22 protein-coding genes are annotated in these 20,491 nt (G+C 71.4%); 7 read left to right on the top strand and 15 right to left on the bottom strand.

All coding sequences use genetic code 11. From position 1 onward, the window contains the following. The first annotated feature begins 90 nt into the window (after nucleotides 1-90). Entirely contained in the window at nucleotides 91-1,074 is a 984-nt protein-coding gene (locus INP57_RS12385) for a class I SAM-dependent methyltransferase (RefSeq protein ID WP_200070283.1), read from the top strand. Nucleotides 1,075-1,390: 316 nt separating this feature from the next. After that, the gene (locus INP57_RS12390; RefSeq protein ID WP_200070284.1) at nucleotides 1,391-2,560 is read left to right on the top strand and encodes a THUMP-like domain-containing protein; all 1,170 of its coding nucleotides are present in this window, start codon (nucleotides 1,391-1,393) and stop codon (nucleotides 2,558-2,560) included. Nucleotides 2,561-2,573: 13 nt separating this feature from the next. Here the strand turns inward: INP57_RS12390 and INP57_RS12395 are convergent, their stop codons facing one another. The 10 genes from INP57_RS12395 to nucS all read right to left on the bottom strand — a co-directional run bounded on the left by INP57_RS12395 (nucleotide 2,574) and on the right by nucS (nucleotide 12,539). Further along, complete coding sequence (locus INP57_RS12395) at nucleotides 2,574-3,323, bottom strand: alpha/beta hydrolase (protein ID WP_200070285.1); 750 nt, start codon at nucleotides 3,321-3,323, stop codon at nucleotides 2,574-2,576. A 120-nt stretch (nucleotides 3,324-3,443) separates the two neighbouring features. After that, a complete protein-coding gene (locus INP57_RS12400) occupies nucleotides 3,444-3,758 on the bottom strand; it encodes an Rv1322 family protein (RefSeq protein ID WP_200070286.1) in 315 nt (104 codons plus the stop codon). 69 nt (nucleotides 3,759-3,827) lie between these two features. Beyond that, complete coding sequence (locus INP57_RS12405) at nucleotides 3,828-4,814, bottom strand: DUF3558 family protein (RefSeq protein WP_200070287.1); 987 nt, start codon at nucleotides 4,812-4,814, stop codon at nucleotides 3,828-3,830. Nucleotides 4,815-4,885: 71 nt separating this feature from the next. Further along, nucleotides 4,886-5,560: a dihydroxyacetone kinase phosphoryl donor subunit DhaM gene (dhaM, locus tag INP57_RS12410; RefSeq protein WP_200070288.1), complete on the bottom strand. Its 675-nt coding sequence runs from the start codon at nucleotides 5,558-5,560 to the stop codon at nucleotides 4,886-4,888. Further along, nucleotides 5,557-6,189, bottom strand: coding sequence for a dihydroxyacetone kinase subunit DhaL (gene dhaL, locus INP57_RS12415; protein WP_200070289.1), 633 nt, complete (start codon nucleotides 6,187-6,189; stop codon nucleotides 5,557-5,559). The genes dhaM and dhaL overlap by 4 nt, the downstream gene beginning before the upstream one ends. Nucleotides 6,190-6,303: 114 nt before the next feature. After that, nucleotides 6,304-7,299 carry a dihydroxyacetone kinase subunit DhaK gene (gene dhaK, locus INP57_RS12420; RefSeq protein WP_200070290.1) on the bottom strand — a complete coding sequence of 332 codons (996 nt, stop codon included), beginning with the start codon at nucleotides 7,297-7,299 and terminating at the stop codon, nucleotides 6,304-6,306. Nucleotides 7,300-7,545: 246 nt separating this feature from the next. Next, the gene (locus tag INP57_RS12425) at nucleotides 7,546-9,066 is read right to left on the bottom strand and encodes an aldehyde dehydrogenase family protein (protein ID WP_200070291.1); all 1,521 of its coding nucleotides are present in this window, start codon (nucleotides 9,064-9,066) and stop codon (nucleotides 7,546-7,548) included. A 160-nt stretch (nucleotides 9,067-9,226) separates the two neighbouring features. Continuing rightward, nucleotides 9,227-9,502 (bottom strand): hypothetical protein, encoded by a 276-nt coding sequence (locus INP57_RS12430; RefSeq protein WP_200070292.1) that lies wholly within the window; start codon nucleotides 9,500-9,502, stop codon nucleotides 9,227-9,229. A 12-nt stretch (nucleotides 9,503-9,514) separates the two neighbouring features. After that, the gene (locus INP57_RS12435; RefSeq protein WP_200070293.1) at nucleotides 9,515-11,197 is read right to left on the bottom strand and encodes a sodium:solute symporter family protein; all 1,683 of its coding nucleotides are present in this window, start codon (nucleotides 11,195-11,197) and stop codon (nucleotides 9,515-9,517) included. Between the two features lie 682 nt (nucleotides 11,198-11,879). Further along, nucleotides 11,880-12,539: an endonuclease NucS gene (gene nucS, locus INP57_RS12440; protein WP_200070294.1), complete on the bottom strand. Its 660-nt coding sequence runs from the start codon at nucleotides 12,537-12,539 to the stop codon at nucleotides 11,880-11,882. Nucleotides 12,540-12,681: 142 nt separating this feature from the next. On the opposite strand from nucS, the gene INP57_RS12445 reads away from it, so the two are divergent. The 4 genes from INP57_RS12445 to INP57_RS12460 all read left to right on the top strand — a co-directional run bounded on the left by INP57_RS12445 (nucleotide 12,682) and on the right by INP57_RS12460 (nucleotide 16,261). Beyond that, nucleotides 12,682-14,082, top strand: coding sequence for an amino acid permease (locus INP57_RS12445; RefSeq protein WP_200070295.1), 1,401 nt, complete (start codon nucleotides 12,682-12,684; stop codon nucleotides 14,080-14,082). Nucleotides 14,083-14,108: 26 nt separating this feature from the next. Beyond that, a complete protein-coding gene (locus tag INP57_RS12450) occupies nucleotides 14,109-14,636 on the top strand; it encodes an NUDIX domain-containing protein (RefSeq protein WP_200070296.1) in 528 nt (175 codons plus the stop codon). A gap of 79 nt (nucleotides 14,637-14,715) precedes the next feature. Beyond that, nucleotides 14,716-15,609, top strand: a complete 894-nt coding sequence (locus INP57_RS12455) for an SAM-dependent methyltransferase (RefSeq protein WP_295146507.1) — start codon at nucleotides 14,716-14,718, stop codon at nucleotides 15,607-15,609. 13 nt (nucleotides 15,610-15,622) lie between these two features. Next, the gene (locus INP57_RS12460; protein ID WP_200070297.1) at nucleotides 15,623-16,261 is read left to right on the top strand and encodes a LysE family translocator; all 639 of its coding nucleotides are present in this window, start codon (nucleotides 15,623-15,625) and stop codon (nucleotides 16,259-16,261) included. A 104-nt stretch (nucleotides 16,262-16,365) separates the two neighbouring features. Here INP57_RS12460 and murA read toward each other — a convergent pair whose 3' ends face one another. Next, complete coding sequence (murA, locus tag INP57_RS12465; protein WP_200070298.1) at nucleotides 16,366-17,622, bottom strand: UDP-N-acetylglucosamine 1-carboxyvinyltransferase; 1,257 nt, start codon at nucleotides 17,620-17,622, stop codon at nucleotides 16,366-16,368. A gap of 92 nt (nucleotides 17,623-17,714) precedes the next feature. Between murA and INP57_RS12470 the strand changes: the two genes are divergently transcribed. Next, complete coding sequence (locus INP57_RS12470; protein WP_200070299.1) at nucleotides 17,715-18,287, top strand: cob(I)yrinic acid a,c-diamide adenosyltransferase; 573 nt, start codon at nucleotides 17,715-17,717, stop codon at nucleotides 18,285-18,287. A 13-nt stretch (nucleotides 18,288-18,300) separates the two neighbouring features. Here INP57_RS12470 and INP57_RS12475 read toward each other — a convergent pair whose 3' ends face one another. The 4 genes from INP57_RS12475 to INP57_RS12490 all read right to left on the bottom strand — a co-directional run bounded on the left by INP57_RS12475 (nucleotide 18,301) and on the right by INP57_RS12490 (nucleotide 20,214). Beyond that, entirely contained in the window at nucleotides 18,301-18,783 is a 483-nt protein-coding gene (locus INP57_RS12475) for a GNAT family N-acetyltransferase (protein WP_233627362.1), read from the bottom strand. Further along, nucleotides 18,780-19,268: a GNAT family N-acetyltransferase gene (locus INP57_RS12480; protein ID WP_307850035.1), complete on the bottom strand. Its 489-nt coding sequence runs from the start codon at nucleotides 19,266-19,268 to the stop codon at nucleotides 18,780-18,782. Before INP57_RS12480 ends, INP57_RS12475 begins: the two co-directional genes overlap by 4 nt. Nucleotides 19,269-19,379: 111 nt before the next feature. Then, entirely contained in the window at nucleotides 19,380-19,835 is a 456-nt protein-coding gene (locus INP57_RS12485; protein ID WP_200070301.1) for a DUF2550 domain-containing protein, read from the bottom strand. 13 nt (nucleotides 19,836-19,848) lie between these two features. After that, nucleotides 19,849-20,214, bottom strand: a complete 366-nt coding sequence (locus INP57_RS12490; protein ID WP_200070302.1) for a F0F1 ATP synthase subunit epsilon — start codon at nucleotides 20,212-20,214, stop codon at nucleotides 19,849-19,851. Between the last annotated feature and the right edge of the window lie 277 nt (nucleotides 20,215-20,491).

Genomic DNA, 20,491 nt, shown 5'->3' on the forward strand with positions numbered 1-20,491 from the left:
CGCGCACTTCGCGAATGGCGGCTCGGGCCGCGCAAGCAGCACCATGGCTCGAGCCACCCATCGCCGCGGCCGCCGCGGGAGGACGCACACGTGAGCACCGAAGCCCCGCGCGATCCGACGCCGCACCCGCACGCCACCGCCGGAGAGGTACGAGCGGCGGGCGCCGACCCGAAACTCGCCAACGTGCTCTACCACGACTGGGAAGCACGCACCTACGACGAGAAGTGGTCGATCTCCTACGACCGGCGCTGCGTGGACTACGCGGTCGGCCGGTTCCGCGCGGCCACCGGCGGCACCGGCGCGCACCGGCACGCGCTGGAACTGGGCTGCGGCACCGGCTTCTTCCTGCTGAACCTGATGCAGGGCGGCATCGCCGAACGCGGCTCGGTCACCGATCTGTCCCCCGGCATGGTCGAGGTCGCGCTGCGCAACGCGGCCTCGCTCGGGCTGAGCGTGGACGGCCGGGTCTGCGACGCCGAGCGGATCCCGTACGGCGACGAGGGCTTCGACCTCGTGGTCGGGCACGCCGTGCTGCACCACGTCCCGGACGTGCCCGCGGCGATGCGCGAAGTGCTGCGAGTGCTCAAACCCGGCGGCCGGTTCGTGTTCGCGGGCGACCCGACGCGCATCGGAGATTTCTACGCGCGTCGGCTGGGGCGGCTGACGTGGTGGCTGACCGCGAACGCCACCGAGCTGGCGCCGTCTTGGCGCCGCCCGCGGCCGGAGCCGGACGAGTCGTCCCGGGCCGCGGCTTTGGAGGCGGTCGTGGACGTGCACACGTTCGTGCCGTCCGAGCTGGAGCGGATGGCGCTCGGCGCGGGCGCGGCGGACGTGCGGGCCACGACCGAGGAGCTGTCGGCCGCGGTGTTCGGCTGGCCGGTGCGCACCTTCGAAGCCGCCGTGGCCGCGGACAAGCTCGGCCGGGCTTGGAGCATGTTCGCCTACCGCGCCTGGCAGCAGCTGTCCTGGGTGGACGCGAACCTGCTGGCGAAGCTGCTGCCGCGCGACCTGTTCTACAACGTGCTGATCACCGGCAGGAAACCGGATTCCACCGCCGCCTTCGAGCCCGGTTGACGGACTCCTTCGCTCGACCCCGGACGAACGCCCCTTTCGCTCCGCGACGACACGTCCCGCGCGGGCGTGTCGGCTACCCCGGCACGTTCCGAGTGAAAGTCGCCTTCGCCCAATCTATTGGGGCGAGCGGTCCGTTCACTCCAGAGGCCGTGCGCCTGCTCGGGTAGTGCCCGCGCGTGTCGGCCTCGCAGGTGCCTCACGAGCGAGCGGGGCAGTTGGCTTGTTCCAGCGGGACGAACCTCATCGCGGGCGCGGGTGCGGAACACGGGCCGGTTAGAGTGCTGCGGGTCCGGACGCGAGCGGTGGAGGAATCCGGTTGGGCTACGCCTTCGACCTCGACGACGTGGCCTTCCTGCGTTCCGAGGCCGGCCGGGACGCGTTGGCCGCGTTGGCCGACCGGCCGCTGAGCAGCGCCTCCCGGCTCACCGACGTCACCGCAGCGCGCGATCTCGCGGGCGCGCGCTTCGCCTCCGCCGCCTTGGAAACCGCGGTGCTCCGGCGCCGCGCCGAGTCCAAATTGGACAATGCGCGCGAGTGGCTGTTCACCGCCGACGCACTGCAGCAGGCAACCACCGCGACCGTGGCCCGGCACCGCGCGCGGCGGCTCACCGGCCGGGACGTGCACGACGTGACCTGCTCGATCGGCGCGGACCTGCGGGAGATCGCGGCCGTCGCCGATCGCTGCATCGGCTCCGATCTGGACGAAGTGCGGCTCGCGATGGCCCGGCACAACCTCGGACCTGGCGTCGCGCTGGCGCGAGCCGACGCGTTGCGCCCGGTCAGCACCGGTACCGCGATCGTCGCCGATCCCGCGCGCCGCGACGACGCCGGGCGGCGGCGGTGGAACCCGGCCGACCTGGTGCCACCGCTGGACGAGCTGCTGGAGGTGCACGCGGGCCGGGACGTGGTCGTGAAGTGCGCGCCGGGGCTGGACTTCGACGCGATCCCCGGCGGCGCCGAAATCGAGATCGTCTCGCTGGCCGGCCAGGTGCGGGAAGCCGCGGTGTGGCTCGGCGGCCTCGCCGATCCGGAAGTTCGCCGCCGCGCAACGGTGCTGCGCGCGGACGGTGGACGCGACGAACTCACCGACGACGAGTCGGACGAGTGCCCGGTCCTCGACGCCGGCGAATGGATCGTCGACCCGGACGGCGCGGTCGTGCGGGCCGGACTGGTGCGGCAGTACGCCGCGCGGCACGGGCTGGCCCAGCTCGACCCGCGCATCGCCTACCTCACCGGTGACCGGCCGCCGCCGGGAGTGCGCGCGTTCCGGGTGCTCGACCACGGCCGCTACAGCGAAAAGACCCTGCGCAGCCTGCTGCGCAGGCACGACGTCGGCCGGCTGGAGATCATGGCGCGCGGCGTCGACATCGACCCGGACGCGTTGCGCCGCAAGCTGAAACCGCGCGGCGCGGCGGAAGCGACCGTCGTGCTCACCCGGATCGGCAGCACGCCGTTCGCGTACCTGTGCCGGGCCGAGCGGACCTGACCCGGGCGCCGGATCACTGCTCGACGATCGTCACCTGGCGCGTCTCCGAAGGGCCGTCCCAGGTGCGCGGCAGCGGCGTGCCGACCTCGGGGGCCACGACGCCGACGATCGCGTCCAGCGCGGACTCCGCCTTGCCCACCCACAGGTGCTTGGTGTCCGGGAAGCCGGTTACCTGCGCCTGCGGGATCGCGGCGAACCGCCGCCGGGCCTCCTCCGGGCGCAGGTAGTCGTCGAACTCCGGCACCAGCGCGTGCACCGGCTTGCCCGACTCGCCCCAGGACCGCAGATCGTCCTCGCTGCTCCAGCGCAGCGGCGGGGAGATCAGGATGGCGCCCTGGACCAGCGGGTCCAGGCCGTGCACCAGGGTCAGGTCGGTGCCGAAGGACCAGCCGAGCAGCCACACGTTCGGCAGGTCGTGGAACTCCGCGTACTCCAGCGCCGCGGCGACGTCGTAGCGCTCGGAGTTCCCGCCGTCGAAGCTGCCCTCGCTGCGGCCCGCCTCGCTGACCGTGCCGCGGGTGTTGAACCGCAGCACCGCCAGGTCCGCCAGCGCGGGCAGCCGGAACGCAGCCTTGCGGTAGATGTGCGAATCCATCATGCCGCCGTGCGTGGGCAGCGGGTGCAGGCACACCAGAGTGGCGCGCGGTGTCGCGTTCTCCGGCACCGAGAGTTCACCGATGAGCCCGAGCCCGTCGGCGGTGTGCAAGGTGATCTGCTCCCGCCGGGCGGGCAGCGCGGTGTTGGCGCGGATCTCGGTGCTCATCGCCACGATCCTCGCACGGCGATGCGGCCGCAAAGCTGTGAGATGCGGCGGGTTCGGTTCAACGCACCCGCTCGGACCCGACCGCGACCACCCGGGCAGGACGGCCCTTGCGAGAGGCGATCAGGACCAGCGGCGGGTGGGGCCGCGACGGCGTCTGGCCTGCCAGCAGCCGTTGTGCCAGTGCCGCCGGTCCTCGACGTCGCCGAAATCGTCGGCGGGCCAGGCCACCACGTGCCCCACACCCGGCCGGACCTCGTGGTCGCAGCCCGGGCAGCGGTAGGTCTTGGTCGCCTGCGCCGCGGGCACGGTGCGCACGTTCCACTCGCCGTCCGGATCACGCTCCACCCGCGACCAGCCGAAACCGGAACCGAGCGGACGATTCCCGGACTGCGGCGGGCCACCGGAGGGGCGTTGCGGACGGTTGCGGCGCGGCACGCCCAACACGGTAACCGGCACGGCGCCGGGCTCCGAGAGTCCTTCGGGCGCGTCCCGCAGTGCGGGTGATCACGTCCGCGGCAGCTGCGGCCAAGCCCGCTCGGCCAGTCCGCGGGCGAAGTCGCAGGCATCGATGCCGTCGCCGTCCGGGAACGCCACGACGAGCATCGCGACCTCGACCTGGCCGCGGTCGTCGCCGAACGGCACGTGCCCGGTCTCGGCCGAGCACAGCGGCACCCGAGGATCACCACCGACGACGCTGGTCACGGTGCGGCGCCCGGCGATCTGCTCCTCGGTCGCCGAGCCGTGCAGCACCGCGGGAGGGTCACCGGCGGTGTGCACCAGCTGCACCCGCGGCGACGCCGCATCGGCCTGGCCCCATTGGCACTGGTGCGCGGCGGGCCGCCCGCTCGGGGTGGCCCGCTCCAGGCCGGGCACCTGGCGAACGTCCGCCGTGTCCAGCACCGAACACGGGTCCACCAGCGCCAGCGAGTTCGGCGGGTAATCGCGGTGCTCGACGCGGTGCTGATCGATCGCCGCGACCGCGGTCCGCGTGCCGGCATCGGCGAGCCCGCACAGCCGGCCGCCCGGCTTGCCGTCCAGCAGGTCGGCGCTGACGCGCATGGCCGTGCGGTCCGGGAAGACGATCTGCCGCGCGCAGTGGCTCGGCAACGGAGCGTCCTGCACGACGTCGAACGAGCCGTTGCGCGTGACCGGATCGCCCTGCTGCTGCTCGGCCGGTGCGAGCTCACCGACCTTGAGCTGGGCGAGGCCGCCCTCGGGCAACCGCACCCGCAGCAGGCAGTAATCGAGCGAAACGGTGCCCGCGTTCTCCGCCCGGCCGAACTCGCCATGCCCGGACTCGTTCAGCGCCGCGGGATCGGCCAGCGAGCACGCGTCGATCGTGCGCGGATCACCCAGGACCGACTCGGCGGTCGTCGGGCCGGGCGGAGCCGCCTGCGCGGGCTTGCCCGGCGGTCCGCCGGTGCAGCCGGCGACCAGCAGCACCGCAGCCAGCAGAACCAGGACGCCAAGGAAGCGCGGTCGCGGCGGCATTTCGCAACCCTAACGCTCGATCACCGGCCGCAGCACCGGTCGCAACGCCCGCGTTGCGCGGACGGTGCGGCTCACTCGTCGAAGTTGCGCGCGGCGAGGTCGCGGACCTGCTGGATCGCCTGTTGCGCGTCCGCGCCGTCGGCGAGCAACGTGATCCGGTCGCCCTTGCGGGCACCCAGCCCCATCAGACCGAGCACGCTGGCACCGTCGGCCTCGTTGTCGCCCAGCCGGACCCGCACGCTGGCCCGCAACCCGGCGAGGCTGCGCGCGAGCAACGCCGCGGGCCGCGCGTGCAGACCCACCTCGTTCTCCAGCACGAGCTCGTCGCGGACCTCCTCGGCCGCCTCGGTCGGTGCGCCCTCCTCCGCCGCACCGACCCCGGCGGCGGACGCGGCGCGCGCCACGGCGTCCAGGTCCTTGCCGCTCTGCGCCGCGACCGCGGCGGCGACCGCACCTTCGACCAGCGGTGCGTCCGCGACCACCGCGGTGGACGGGTCGCCGAGCGACTCGACGGCGAGCTCCGCGGTCATCTGCGCACTGCCGAGGTCGTAGAGCAGCACCACGCCGGAGCCCGAGCCGGCATCCGACATCGCCGCCGACACGGCCTCGTAGTCGGTGCCGACACCGCCGCCGGGCAGCCCGCCCGCCGGCCGCACCTGCACATCCGGAGCCATTTGCGCGGCGAGCTCGACCACTCCGGCGGCGAGCTGCTCGCTGTGCGAAACGATGACCAGACCGACGCTCATCGCACCGACCTCTCTGCGAACGCGGACAACAACAGCGCGGTCGAGCGCGCGCCCGGGTCGACGTGACCGGCGCTGCGCTCCCCGAGGTAAGAGGCGCGGCCCTTGCGCGCGACCAACGGCTCGGTGGACTCGGCGCCGTTGCGCGCTGCTTCAGCGGCCGCGGCCAGCACCTGGCCTGCCGATGCGCCATCGTCGGCCGCCGCCTTCGCCGCGTCCGCCGCTGGCGAGAGCGCGTCGATCATGGTCTTGTCCCCGACTTCGGCCTTGCCGCGGGCGACCACGCCGTCGAGCCCTGCCTTCAGGATCGCTGCGACCGCCGGACCGTCCAGCTCGTCCCCCTCCCCCGCGGCGGAAGCCGCGCGCAGGAACGCGGTGCCGTACAGCGGCCCGGAGGCACCGCCGACCGTGGAGATCAGCGTGCTGGCGACCAGCTTCAACGCCGAACCGGGCGTCTCCGGTGCCGAGGTGTCCAATTTCGCGGCGACCGCGCGGAAACCGCGGTCCATGTTCTCCCCGTGGTCGGCATCGCCGATGACCCGGTCCATCTCGACCAGTTCGTCGCGGTACGCGGCGACGATCTCCGCGCCCGCGTGCACCGCGGCGACCACGTCCTGTGCCGTACAGCCCATCAAGGTTCACCCGTCGTGTTTGCTTGTCCTGTGCGCGGCGATGCCGCGCGGTGCGCCGCGCAGCCCGGCGCCACCCGGTCACGAGCCGCGACCGTCCTCGTTCCCGCCCGGTGCTCACCAGTTCAAGGCGGCGGTCCGCACCGGCGCATCCCACAGCTCGGTCAGCTCGTCGTCCAGTTTCAACAAGGTCAGGCTCATGCCCTGCATCTCCAGGCTCGTGGTGTACGGGCCGACCAGCCGCCTGCGCACGCGGATACCCCGTTCGGCCAGCAGCCGCTCGGCCACGCCGTGCGCGAGGTACAGCTCCATCAGCGGGGTAGCGCCCATCGAATTGGTGTACAGCAGCACCTCGTCGCCGTCGGCGAAGGGCAGGTCGGCGAGCACCGGTTCGAGGAGCCGGGCGACGAGGTCGTCGGCGGTCCCCATCGGCAGCCGCTGCCTGCCCGGTTCGCCGTGGATGCCGATGCCGATCTCGACCTCGTCGTCGCTGAGGCTGAAGCTCGGCTCGCCCGCGTGCGGCACCGTCGGCGCGGTCAGTGCCACGCCCATCGAACGCACCTGTCCGACGGTGCGCCGCGCGATCGCCTCGCAGTGCTGCAAGCTGTCCCCGCGCTCGGCCGCCGCTCCGACGAGCTTCTCCACCAGGACGGTGCCGCCGACACCGCGCCTGCCCGCGGTGTGCGTGGAGTCCTGCACCGCCACGTCGTCATCGACGATGACCGCGCGCACGTCGCCGCCTTCCAGCCCGGCCAGCTCCGCGGCCGTCTCGAAGTTCAGCACGTCCCCGGTGTAGTTCTTCACCAGCAGCAACGACCCCGCCCCGGCGTCGGTGGCGGTGATCGCGGCCTGCACCGCGTCCGGAGTCGGCGAGGTGAACACCGCGCCCGGCACGGCCGCGGACAGCATGCCGCTGCCGACGAAACCGGCGTGCAGCGGCTCGTGCCCGGAGCCGCCACCGGAGATCACCGCGACCTTGCCCGGCGCCGGATCCTCGGCACGCAGCACCAGCGCCGGGTCGGTGCGCACCCGGAGCAGCTCCGGGTGCGCGACGGCCATGCCGTGCAGCGCATCGGCGACCACCGTCGCCGGCTCGTTGATGATCTTCTTCACCGTTCGCCTCCCGGTCCACGTCTTCGCGGCTGTTCCCGCTGCGCCCGCCGACTTCCGCCGCCGATCCCGCACCCCGTCGATTCTCCGCCGCCGTGTCCGCCCGCTCGAAAGGTGCCCGCGAGGCCGTCTTCATCGCATCCGCGCCGCCGGGCGCACGAGGCGCGGCGATGATCGCCGGGCGGGGAACTTACCCAGCCCGGCGCGGCCCGTCGATCGACCGCGCCGCGCCGGCGCCCTGCGGCGCGGTCAACGCCCGCGGGTGGCGCGGATGAGCTGCACGACGTGCCGCACGGTGCGGGAGCCGCGGCTGAAGCTCATCGGGTTCAGCGGAATCTTGAACCGGGTGCGGGTCACCGACTGCGGCCGCGCGAACTCGCGCAGCCCGTCCTCGCCGTGGATGCGGCCGAACCCGGAGTCCCCGACGCCGCCGAAGGGCAGCCCCGGCACCGCGGCGAACGAGATCACCGAGTTGATCGCGACCATTCCGGAGCGCAACCGCCGCGCCAGCTCGGCCCCCCGCGCCCGCGAGAACACGGTGGCGCCGAGCCCGTAGCGGCTGTCGTTGGCCCGCTGCACGCCTTCGTCCGCGTCGCGCACACGCTCCACGACGACGGTCGGGCCGAAGGTCTCCTCGGCGTGCGCGGCGGATTCGGCGGGCACGTCGACCAGCACCACCGGCTCGACGAACGGCGGCCGCACCGAGTCACCGCCGCCGACCAGCGCCCGCCCACCGGCGGCCAGCGCGCCGTCGATGTGCCCGCGGATCACTTCCACCTGCGAGGACATCGTGATCGGCCCCATGTCCGCGCTCGGTTCACCACCGGGGCGCAGCTTCTTCGCCCGCGCCGTTAGCAGGTCGGTGAAGCGGTCGGCCACCGCCTCGGCCACGAACACCCGCTCCACGCCGATGCAGGTCTGGCCCGCGTTGGACATCGCGCCCCACAGCGCGGCATCGGCCGCGGCGCGCAGGTCGGCGTCGGTGTCCACGATCAAGGCGTCCTTGCCGCCGCACTCCACCAGCACCGGCGTGAGGGTTTGCGCGCAGCTCGCCATCACCTTCTTGCCGGTCTCGGTGGAACCGGTGAAGGCGACCTTGCCGACGCCGGCCGAACACAGCGCCGCGCCGGTCTCGCCGAAGCCGGTGATCAGCGAGAAGACCGGGTGTTCCGGGACCACTTCCGCGAAGCTGTCCACCAGCCACCGCCCGACGCCCGGGGTGAGCTCGCTGGGCTTGAACACGACCGAATTGCCCGCCGCGAGCGCGTAGGCGATCGAGCCCATCGGGGTGAAGGCCGGGTAGTTCCACGGCCCGATCACGCCGACCACGCCGTACGGCTGGTATTCGACGGTGCAGGCCTGGTTCGCCATCAGCACTCCGGGCGAGACCTTGCGCTTGCCGAGCACCTTCTCGGCCTTGTTCGCCGCCCAGTGCAGGTGGTCGATGACCAGCACCAGTTCCAGCCTGGCGTCGTCGAGCGGTTTGCCGGTCTCCGCGCAGATCACCCCGGCGAGCTCGTCGAGCCTGCGCACCAGCTGCACCCGCCACCGGTCGAGCCGCTTCTTGCGTTCGGCGAAGCCCAGCTCGGCCCACCAGCGCCCGGCGGCGCGGGCGGCCTCGACGATCTCGCCGACCTCGGCGGCGTCGTGCACCGGGTGCCGCCCGACGACCTCATCGGTGCGGGGATCGAGCGAGTCGAACATCGGCCGCTGCTGCTCGGCGATGTCGTCGACCGGCGCATCGGCGCCGCCACGGGCGGTCCGGGTCATGAGCTGCCTCCAACCGTCTCAATGGTCGTTGCGATTCGGCAGCCTACGGAATCTTGCGCGCCCGTGGCAGGCTCCAGCGGCACTCCGTGCCTCGGGGGGCGCCTTGGGGTGCCTCGGGGGCGCCTTGGGGTGCCTCGGGCGGTGCTGCGACCGCCTCCCGTCAGCCGTCTTCGCCGGAGTCCGGAGCGGACTCGGTGGCATCCACGACGATCGGCCGCCACCGCACCCACAGGGCGAACAGCGCGGCGAACACCAGCATCCCGACGCCGCTGTAGAGGTTGATGTTCATCCCGGCGGATTTCGCCGTCTCCTCGGGCCCGCCCGTCGCGCCGAGCACCGTGAGCACGATGCCGTACAGGAAGAACAGCGCGGCGATGATCAACCGGATGTCGAAGGCGCCCGCGGTGTGCTTGCGCTGAGGTGTCTCAGTGGCCATGGGTTCCCTCCGTCAGCCGAAGATGATGTTGAGCGCGATCGTGATCACCAGGACGATCCCGGCCATCAGGCCCGGCCTGCGGAACCAGCCCGCGTCCTCGCCCGAGGTGGACGCCTGCAACGTCGCCCGTGGTGTCAGCGAGTAGACCAGCCCGGTCAGTTCCGCCTCCGGTTTCGGCCGGGTCACCAGGCTCACCAGGACGCTGACCACGATGTCCACCACGAACGCCGTACCGGCACCGACGAAGCTCGCGCCCTGACCCGGCAGGTGCAGCACCTCCGTCTCAGCGAGCCCGAACACCGTCACCGCCGAGATGGTGCCCAGCACCAACCCGAGCCAGCCCGCCGTCGGGGTCATCCGCTTCCAGAACATGCCGAGGATGAACGTGGCGAACAGCGGTGCGTTGAAGAACGAGAACAGCTGCTGGAGGTAGTCCATCAGGTTCTCGTAGCCGGCGGCGATGAACGCGGTGCCGATCGCCACGACGGTCGCGCCGACGGTGACCCAGCGGCCCATCTGCAGGTAGTACTGGTCCGGCTTGTCCTTGACGACGTACGCCTGCCAGATGTCGTAGGTGAACACCGTGTTGAACGAACTCAGGTTCGCGGCCATGCCCGCCATGAACGAGGCCAGCAGCCCGGCCAGCGCGACGCCCAGGATGCCGTTGGGCAGCAGGTCCCGCATCAGCAGCAGGAGCGCATCGTTGTAGTCGACCCCGCCCTGCCCGGTGGCCTTGAAGGCGACCATGTCCTGCACCGCCACCCCGGCGATCATGCCGGGGATGATGACGATGAACGGGATCAGCAGCTTGGGGAAGGCACCGATGATCGGCGTGCGCTGGGCCGCGGACATGCTCTTGGAGGCCATCGCGCGCTGCACCTCGACGAAGTTCGTCGTCCAGTAGCCGAAGGCGAGCACGAACCCGAGACCGAACACGACGCCCAGCGCGCTCAGGAAGCTGTTGGTGAACCCGGTCAGCTCGGTGGCCGGCCACGCCGAGAGCTGTTCCGGCCCGCCGGGACTGGCGCCGACCCGGTCCATCAGGCCCTGCCAGCCGCCGACCTTGCGCAGCCCGACCAGTGTCAGCGGCAGCAGCGCCGCGACGATCACGAAGAACTGCAGCACCTCGTTGTAGATCGCCGCGGACAGCCCGCCGAGCGCGGTGTAGGTGAGCACGATCACGGCGGCCACCAGCACCGACGCCCACAGCGGCCAACCGAGCAGCACGTTGACGATGCTGGCCAGCAGGTACAGGTTCAGCCCCGCGATGAGCACCTGGGCGACCGCGAAGCTGATGCCGTTGACCAGGTGGGCGGGCTTGCCGAAGCGGCGCAGCATGAATTCGGGAACGCTGCGGACCTTGGAGCCGTAGTAGAACGGCATCATCACGATGCCGAGGAACAGCATCGCCGGTACCGCGCCGACCCAGAAGTAGTGCATCGTCGGCATGCCGTACTCGGCGCCGTTGGCGGACATGCCGATGACCTCGACCGCCCCGAGGTTGGCCGCGACGAACGCCAGGCCGGTGACCCACGCGGGCAGCGCGCGGCCGGACAGGAAGAAGTCCAGGCTCGTGGACACCGAGCGGCGCGCGAGGTAACCGATGCCGAGCACGAACGCGAAGTACACCGCGAGCAGCACGTAGTCGACCGCGCCGGCGTCGAGCCGCAACTGATCCTGGGCTAGCACGCTCACGGCAACCCCACCTCCAGACCCAACAAATTCCAACGCCAATCACCACCCGATCGGTGGCAGACGGACAGTACCGCACAGTGGAACCGCTCACACCGGTCCGATACCAATTCGTTGAACGTCGCCCGACCGGACGGCGAACACTCCGCCGAACAGCGGAAACAGCGACGGTCAGTCAGCCCCGCGGCGGCGTCTGCGACACGCAGCCGCCGTTCCGGAGCGCGTTGGCCCGCAGCGGCCGGGCAGGACCACCACACAGGAGAAAACGAAAATCAACCGGGACGGCCAGGACTCCGCGCGCGAGCCATCGGCCAGCCTCCGGCACACCGCGAACGGCGAGGTGAACAACGCCCAGCCGGAGCGGCGCGGACGAACGGCACGGGTAGGTCGTCGAGCGCCGCACCCGAGCACGACGGGGCGAAGGCTCGAAGCTGAGCAGGCGATGATCCGGCGAGCTTGGCGGGCGGAAACCCCGCGGCCGAGCAGTGCGGAGCCGGGCGGTGCAGGGCCGGGGAGGGCGAAGCCGGGAACCCAGAGCCCAGGCCCCCAGGAACCGGGGCCCCAGGAACCGGGGAGCGGGAAAGCATCGAAGACGTGATCATGCCTTCCAGTCTTGCCCGCCCGGGCAAGAAAATCATCACTCAGCCGAGCGAACTTCTGTTCGAAAACTCCGCACGGTGGCGGTTCAGAACAGCCGGAACTCGTCCGGCTCGATCCCGCGCAACTGGTCGTAGTCCAGTGTCACGCAACGGATTCCGCGGTCCGCGGCCAGCGTCCGCGCCTGCGGCTTGATCTGCTGCGCCGCGAACACCCCGCTGACCGGCGCCAGCAGCGGATCCCGGTTGAGCAGTTCGAGGTAGCGGGTCAGCTGCTCGACCCCGTCGATCTCCCCGCGCCGCTTGATCTCCACCGCCACGCTGGTGCCGTCGGCATCCCGGCACATCAGGTCCACCGGCCCGATCGCGGTCGGGTATTCGCGGCGCACCAGCGACCAGCCGTCGCCGAGCGTGCCGACGTGCTCGGCCAGCAGCTCCTGCAGGTGCGCCTCCACGCCGTCCTTGACCAGGCCGGGTTCCGGGCCGAGCTCGTGCCTGCTGTCGTGCAGCACCTCTTCGAGGGTGACGACCAGCTTCTCCCCCGCCTTGTTCTGCACCGTCCACAGCCCCGGGTCCTCGATCAGCCAGCACGGCGGGCTCATCCAGTTCAGCGGCTTGTAGGCGCGGTCGTCGGAGTGCACCGAGACCGAACCGTCGGCCTTGACCAGCAGCAACCGCTGGGCCATGGGCAGATGCGCGGTGAGCCTGCCGACGTAGTCGACCTTGCAGCGAGCGATGACGAGACGCACTCGGCACAGGGTACGGGCGCTGATCGGGAAGTCGAGAAGCCGCCTCGGCGTGGCTGGATCCGGCGTCGCTGGGGCCGGCATCGCCGGATCCGGCGTCGACTCCCGGTGGATCACCAGCGATGAGCGGCTACCGTGCCTGCTCGTGTCCTACGTCCAGTTGTTCACCCGCGTAAAGCCCGCCGAGCGGATCGCCGACGACGGCTCGCACACGCCGCTCAAGCGCAGCCTGGGCCTGATCCCGCTGATGGCGCTGTCGGTGGGCGCCACCCTGGGCACCGGGATCTTCGTGGTGCTGGCGGAGGCGGCGCCCGCGGCAGGCCCGGCCGTGGTCGTCTCGTTCGTCCTGGCCGGGCTCGCCGCGCTGTGCTCGGCGCTGTCGTACGCGGAGCTCGCGGGCAGCGTGCCGGTCTCCGGTTCCGCCTACTCCTACGCGTACGCGACGCTGGGTGAACTGGTCGCGTGGATCTGCGGCTGGTGCCTGCTGCTGGAGTACGGCGTCTCGGTGGCCGCGGTGGCCGTGGGCTGGGGCGGCTACCTCAACGAGTTCTTGCGCGGCACGGTCGGCGTGACCATTCCGGATGCGCTCTCGGCGCCACCGGGCGAGGGCGGCGTGGTGAACGTCCCGGCCATGGTCGTGGTGCTGCTGGCCACGGCGGTGCTGATGCTGGGCGTTCGGGAGAGCGCGGCGGTCACCACGTTCACCACGCTGCTGAAGATCGCCGTGCTGGTGTTCTTCGTGTGCGTGGCGCTGACCGCGTTCCGCTCGGAGAACATGACGCCGTTCGCGCCGATGGGCGTCGCCGGTGTCTCGGCCGGAGCCTCGGCGGTGTTCTTCTCGTTCATCGGCTTCGACGCCGCGTCCACCGCGGGCGAGGAGGCGCGCAATCCGAAGCGGGACCTGCCGCGGGCGATCATGCTGTCGCTGGCGGTGGTCACCGCGATCTACGTGCTCGTCGCGTTCGCGGCGGTCGGCGCGGTCGGCACGGACGTGCTCGGCTCTTCGGAGGCTTCGCTGGCCACCGCGTTGCAGCTGGTCACCGGCCAGGGCTGGGCGTCGGTGCTGCTCGCGTTCGGCGCGGTGCTGGCGATCGCCACGGTGGTGCTGACGGTGCTGTACGGGCAGACCCGCATCCTGGTCTCGATGTCCCGCGACGGACTGATGCCTGCGCGGTTGTCGAAGGTGAACGCGCGATCGGTGCCCGCGTTCAACACCTTGCTGGTGGGCGCGCTGGTCGCGCTGCTGTCCGGGCTGGTGCCGCTCAACGAACTCGCCGACGCCACCAGCATCGGCACGCTGGTCGCGTTCGGCATCGTCAACGTGGGCGTGGTGGTGCTGCGCTACCGCAGGCCAGAGCTGGAGCGAACGTTCCGGACTCCGCTGATGCCGTGGCTGCCGATGGCGGGCGTGGCCTTGTGCTGCTACCTGATCCTCGGCCTGTACGGCGTGACCTGGGTGGTGTTCGGGTTCTGGACCCTCGCCGGGCTGGTGCTGTACCTGAGCTACGGCATCCGCCGCTCGAAGCTGAACCGCGTGCAACGCTGAGCCCCGGGCGCGGGAACATTGCCACCATGCACAGGACGAGCACCCGCGAGGTGTACGCCAACCCCTGGATGACCGTGCGCGAGGACGGCGTCCGGCGCCCCGACGGTTCGGACGGGATCTACGGCGTCGTGGACAAACCGGACTACGCGCTGGTGATCCCGCTGGACGGCGACCGGCTGCACCTGGTCGAGCAGTTCCGCTACCCGCTCGGCCTGCGGCGCTGGGAGTTCCCGCAGGGCACCGCGCCGGACCGGGCCGAGGTCGACGGGCCGGAGCTGGCCGCGCGGGAGCTGCGCGAGGAGACCGGCCTGCGCGCCGAGCGGCTCACCGACCTCGGATCGCTCGATGTGGCGCCGGGTCTGTCCAGCCAGCGCGGGCGGGTTTTCCTGGCCACCGGGCTCACCCCGGGAGAGCACGAACGTGAGGCCGAGGAGCAGGACATGCGCGCGGGCCGGTTCGGGCGCGCGGAGTTCGAGCGGATGATCCGCGGCGGAGAGATCACCGACGCGCAAACGATCGCGGCCTATCAACTACTGCGATTGCACGAAGGCTGAGCCCCAAAACGAACCCGCCGGTCGGAAACGGGCCGTTGATTCCACGAGAATGCCGGATCCGGTTGGCAAAAGTTGATCAGTGCGCGACGATGCGGCGGACGGCAGCCATGATCAGCGAGGTGTCATCCCGGTGCACAGCAGGCCGAGCTGGAGTCCCGTCCGTGCGGACCTGAGCAAGCCCAGCGCGGCCCGCGTCTACGACTACCTGCTCGGCGGTTCGTCGAACTTCGCGATCGACCGCGATTTCGCGCACCGCGCGTTGGAGATCTTCCCGGGGGCACGCGAATACGCGCGGCTGAACCGGTTGTTCCTGCAACGCGTGGTGCGCTACTACGTCGCCCGCGGAATCCGCCAATTCCTGGACATCGGTTCCGGAATCCCGACAGTCGGCGCCGTGCACGAGGTCGCCCAGCGGCTCGCCCCGGAATCGAAGGTCGTCTACGTGGACAACGAAGCGGTCGCGATCGCGCACAGCCAGCTGATGCTGCAGGGCAACGAGCGCGCCGCGATCGTGCAGGCCGACATGCGCGACCCCGAGCAGCTGTTCCGGATCCCGGAGCTGTCCGGAACGCTCGACGCCGCCGAACCGATCGGCGTGCTGATGCTCGCGATGCTGCACTTCGTACCGGACGAGCAACATCCCGCGGAACTGATCGCGCGCTACCGGGACCTGCTCGCGCCCGGCAGCTACCTGGCGCTCTCCCACGGCACCGACGAGGACCTTCCGGAGGTCACCGAACTCGGCGAGCTCTACCGCGACACCTCCACCCCGGCCACGTTGCGCGGCAGGCGGCAGCTCACCGAGATGATGTCCGGGTTCGAGCTGCTCTCGCCGGGCGTCGTGTTCGCCCCGGAATGGCGCCCGGAATCCGCGGAGGACGTCGGACCGGATCCGCAGCGTTCGGTCTGCTACGCCGCCGTGGGCCGGAAACCGGGAGTGAGCGATCTCGCAACCGAAGCCGGGGATGGTTGATTAGGCTTCCGTCGTGCCCGCTCAACTCCTGCCGTTCCTGCTGGTCGTCGTCGTGGTGACGCTGATCCCGGGGCCGGACACCGCACTTGGCCTGCGCAACAGCCTGCGTGCCGGGACGACCGGCATGTGGTGGACCGGCCTGGGGTGCTGCGCCGGACTGCTGGTGCACGCGGTGATCTCGGTGCTGGGCCTGTCGGCGCTGCTGGCGGCCTCGGCGACCGCTTACCTGGCGGTCAAGGTCGCCGGTGCCGCCTACCTGGTCTGGCTGGGCGCGAGCACCTTGTGGAAGAGCTGGCGGGACCGGCACCGGGCCGTGGAACCGGTCGCCGAAACCACCGGTGGCGAACCGCTGACCCGGCTCGCGGCGTTCCGCCAGGGGCTGGTGAGCAACGTGCTCAACCCCAAGATCATCGTGCTGTTCCTGACGCTGCTGCCGCAGTTCATCTCGCCAGGAGAGCCGCGCGCGTGGACCTCGCTGGCGCTGACGCTGGCGTTCGTCGCGGTCGCGGTCGTCTACTGGCGGCTGGCTTCGTGGCTGGTCGGCGGCCTGCGGCAGCTGCTGACGCGGAAGCGCGTGCAGCTCGCCCTGGAGCGCGTGATGGGCGCCGTGATGGTCGGGTTCGGCCTGCGGATGGTGTTCGCCAGCGACTGAGTTCGCGACTGGCAGGCTCCCGGGCGAACGGTCCGTTCGACCAATCCAGTGCGACGAACAGGTCGTTCACTCGGCTCGAGCACCGTTGCGCGAGCAGGCGGCGCTCAGTCGGTGACGCGCTCGATGTGCGCGCCAAGACCGCGCAGGTTCTCCACGAAGTTCGGGTAACCGCGGTCGATGTGGAACACGTCCCAGACCTCGGTGGTTCCGTCCGCGCACAACCCGGCCAGCACCAGGCCCACGCCGGCGCGGATGTCCGAGGCCCAGACCGGCGCGCTGGAGAGCCGGTCCAGCCCGCGCACCACCGCGTGGTGCCCGTCCGTGCGCGCATCGGCACCCATCCGCACCAGCTCCTCGATGAACCGGAACCGGGACTCGAACAAGTTCTCGGTGATCATCGAGGTGCCGTCGGCGACGGCGGACAACGCCAGCGCCATCGGCTGCAGGTCGGTGGCGAACCCCGGGTACGGCAGCGTCACGTAGTCCACCGCCAGCGGGCGCTGGTCGGCCACCACGCGGAACTCCTCGTCCCCGGTGGTGATCTCCGCGCCCGCGCTGCGCAGCTTCTCCAGCACCAGGTTCACGTGCTGCGGGTCCACTCCGCGCACGGTGATGTCCCCGCGCGTGGCCACCGCGGCGAACGCCCAGGTCGCGCCGACGATGCGGTCACCGATCACGCGGTGCTCGACCGCCTTCAGCGAGGAGACGCCGTGCACGGTCAACGTCGAGGTTCCCGCGCCTTCGATCTTGGCGCCCATCTGCTGCAGCATCACGCACAGGTCGACGATCTCCGGCTCGCGCGCCGCGTTGTCGATCATGGTGGTGCCTTCGGCCAGCACCGACGCCATCAGGATGTTCTCGGTGGCGCCCACGCTCGGGAAGTCCAGCCAGATCTGCGCGCCGTGCAGGTTCTCGGCCTCGGCCACCACCGCGCCGTGCTCGATGTGGCTGGACGCGCCCAGCAGCCGCAGTCCGTTCTGGTGCATGTCCAGCGGGCGCGAGCCGATCGCGTCGCCGCCGGGCAGGGTCACCACCGCGCGGCGGCACCGCGCCACCAACGGCCCGAGCACGCACACCGAGGCGCGCAGCTTGCCCATCGACGGCGAGATCGCCTCGTGGCTGATCTCGGCGGGGGTGGTGATGTGCGCGCTGCTGCCGTCCACGACCACTTCGCAGCCCAGGCTGCGCAGCACGTCCCCCATCAACGGGACGTCCAGGATCTCCGGGCAGTTGGTGATCGTCGTGGTGCCCTCGGCCAGCAGCGCGGCCGCCATCAGCTTCAGCACGCTGTTCTTCGCGCCGACCACGTCGACCGCGCCGGTCAGCCGCGCCCCGCCGTGCACGCGGAAGTGCTCACTCACGAGCAGCAGGTTACGGCCCGGCGGCGGCTCCGCGGGGGGCGGGTGCGCCAAGCCGGTGCCGAGCCGGGCGGCGACTGCCTAGGCTGTGCCGCATGGCTGTGCACCTGACGAAGATCTACACGCGGACCGGCGACGCGGGCACCACCCGGCTCTCGGACAACTCGGAAGTGCGCAAAACCGACCCGCGGCTGATCGCCTACGCCGACGTGGACGAGACGAACTCGGTGCTCGGCGTGGCGCTGGCCACCGCCACGTTCGGCGACGACGTCGCCGACGTGCTGCGGTCGGTGCAGAACGACCTGTTCGACGTGGGCGCGGACCTGTCCACCCCGGTCGCCGAGAATCCGCAATTCCCGCCGCTGCGCGTCACCCAGCCCTACATCGACCGGCTGGAAGGCTGGTGCGACGAGTACAACGCGAAGCTGCCCAAGCTGAACTCGTTCATCCTGCCCGGCGGAACCCCGGGCGGTGCGCTGCTGCACCAGGCGCGGTGCGTCGCGCGGCGCGCGGAACGAGCCGCCTGGGAGTTGCTCGAGCAGGACGGCGAGCGCACCGCGGAACTCCCGGCGAAGTACCTCAACCGGCTCTCCGACCTGCTGTTCATCCTGGCGCGGGTGGCGAACCCGGATGGCGACGTGCTCTGGCGCCCCGCCGGCAACGCCTGAGCCGCCGAACCGTTCAGAGCGTCTTGGTGAAAAACAGCGCCGACGGGTCGTCGCCGTAATGCCCGTACGGCGGAATCGGGACGTAACCGGCGGAGCGGTACAACGCGATGGCCTCCGGCTGGTGCACGCCCGTCTCCAGCAGGATTCGGACGTGCCCGGCCGCGGCGGCACGCTTTTCCAGCTCGGCGAGCATCAGCCGGGACAGCCCGTGCCCGCGCGCGTCCGGCGGCACGTACATCCGCTTCAGCTCCGCACCCCGCAGGCCGTCGGCGTCGACCGTCCGCCACGCCCCCGATGCCACCGCCCGGCCCTCGCGGTACCCGACCAGGAAAGCGCCGTTCGGCGCCTGGAACTGCGCGGCCTCGACGACGTCGCCGTCCGGCCCGCCGTACCGGACCACGTACTCCTGCTGGAGTTCGGCGACCAGCCGTTGCGCGTCCGGGTGCCCGTAGCCCACTTCCTCGATCCGCACCCCGACGAGCTTACGTGCGGTCAATCGAGGGCTTTCTCGAACCAGTGGCGGGCGTATTCGTTGTCGTTGTAGGCGGGGATCTCCGCGTAGCCCGCCGAGCTGTACAGCCCCCTGGCTTCGTTCAGCTCCGCAGCGGTGTCCAACCGGACGGTGCGGCAACCGAGATCGCGGGCGCGCTGCTCCAGCTCCCGCAGCAACCGCCGGCCCGCGCCCAACCCCCGCAAGGCCGGGGAGATCCACATCCGGCGGATCTCCGCGATGCCGTGCTCGGCACGCACCGCGCCGCACCCGCTCACCCGTCCATCGCCGTCGCGGACCAGCAGGAAGCAACCGCGCGGCGGATCGAAGTCACCGGGCGCGGGCGGTGCGGCCTTGCCCGGATCGAAACCGCCCGGGAACCGTTCGCGCAGCTCGTCGACGTAGCACTGCAATGCCACCGCGGCGTCCGCGCCGTCGATCGGCTCCGGGGTGATGGACAACGCTCGCTGCTCAGTTGATGCGTCCTGCACGCGGCCCAGTCTCGCCCGGCGGCGGACTCCAGCGCCAGCAACTTTGCGGCGGTCCAGGCCACGAAAAACGCGCCCCGGTTCACCGAGGCGCGTCGCGAACGCGGTACCTGTTCAGGAAGCCCAGGGCACCGAATGGCCGGGCGGTGCGGACTCCAGCCAGGACAGGAATCCGGTGAGCGCGTCGGCACCCATCGCCACCTCGAGCTCCAGCCCGTTCTGCCGCGTCAGGTGCAGCACCGTCGACGCCTGCGGCAACGTGTAGGACTCGGCCAGCGACGGCTCCCGCCGCGCGGTGATCTCCACGTCCCCGCGGTTGATCATCCAGTTCGGACCGGAGCGCAGGCTCAGCACCCGGTACCAGGTGAACTCCTCACCGCGGTACTGGGCGACGCCGAGGTGCCAACCGCGGGCTCCTTCACCGGTGCGCGTGCGCAGCGCCACGTCGATCCCGCCCGCGCGCAGCTGGAGGATCCGCCGCCGCGCGATGAACAACGCGCTCAGGCCGACCACCAGCAGGAGCAGTACCAGCCCTGCACCGGCCAGAGACCACACGCCCGCGGAGCCCATCTGCAGCGGCCCGTCAGGCGGAGTGCCCCGCCGCGCGCAGTCGGCTCAGCGCCCTGGTCTTGGCCTCTTCGTCGTCGCCCTTGGCCTCTTCGCGGGCACGCGCGACGTCGACCTCCTGGGCCAGTTCCGCGGACTCCGCCAGCACACTCACCCCGTCGGCGGTCACGGACAGGAACCCGCCCTGCACCGCTGCGGTCACCGTGTCCTGGTCGGACGTCGTGATCTTGACGACGCCGCCCTCCACCAGCTGGCCGAGCATCGGCTCGTGGTTCGGCAGGATGCCGATCTCACCCTCGGTCGTCTGGGCCACCACCGCGGTCGCTTCACCGGACCACAGGCGGCGCTCCACGGCGACCAGTTGGACGGACATGTTGGCCACGCGCGTCTCCTTCGTCAGGTGTACCGCCCGCAGTCTAGCGGGCGGCGGACGGGTGTTCTCCGAAGGGCCGAACAGGGGCGGTCCGCGGTGCGGGCCGCCACCGGGCGAGCACACCCGGTCGATCGCGAACGACTTCCGGTTTGTTTCACCAGCGCGCGAACCGGGGCAGCACGGCCTCGCGGCCCGATCGCCGAAGCACTCCGGCGTCAGCAAAAGGTCGGGATCCGACGAGGACCCCGACCCGCTGCCGCCGGAAGATCCCCGCCGCCGACCGCGG

The organism is Saccharopolyspora galaxeae, assembly GCF_016526145.1.
In the GTDB taxonomy this organism is placed as follows: Bacteria; Actinomycetota; Actinomycetes; order Mycobacteriales; family Pseudonocardiaceae; genus Saccharopolyspora_C; species Saccharopolyspora_C galaxeae.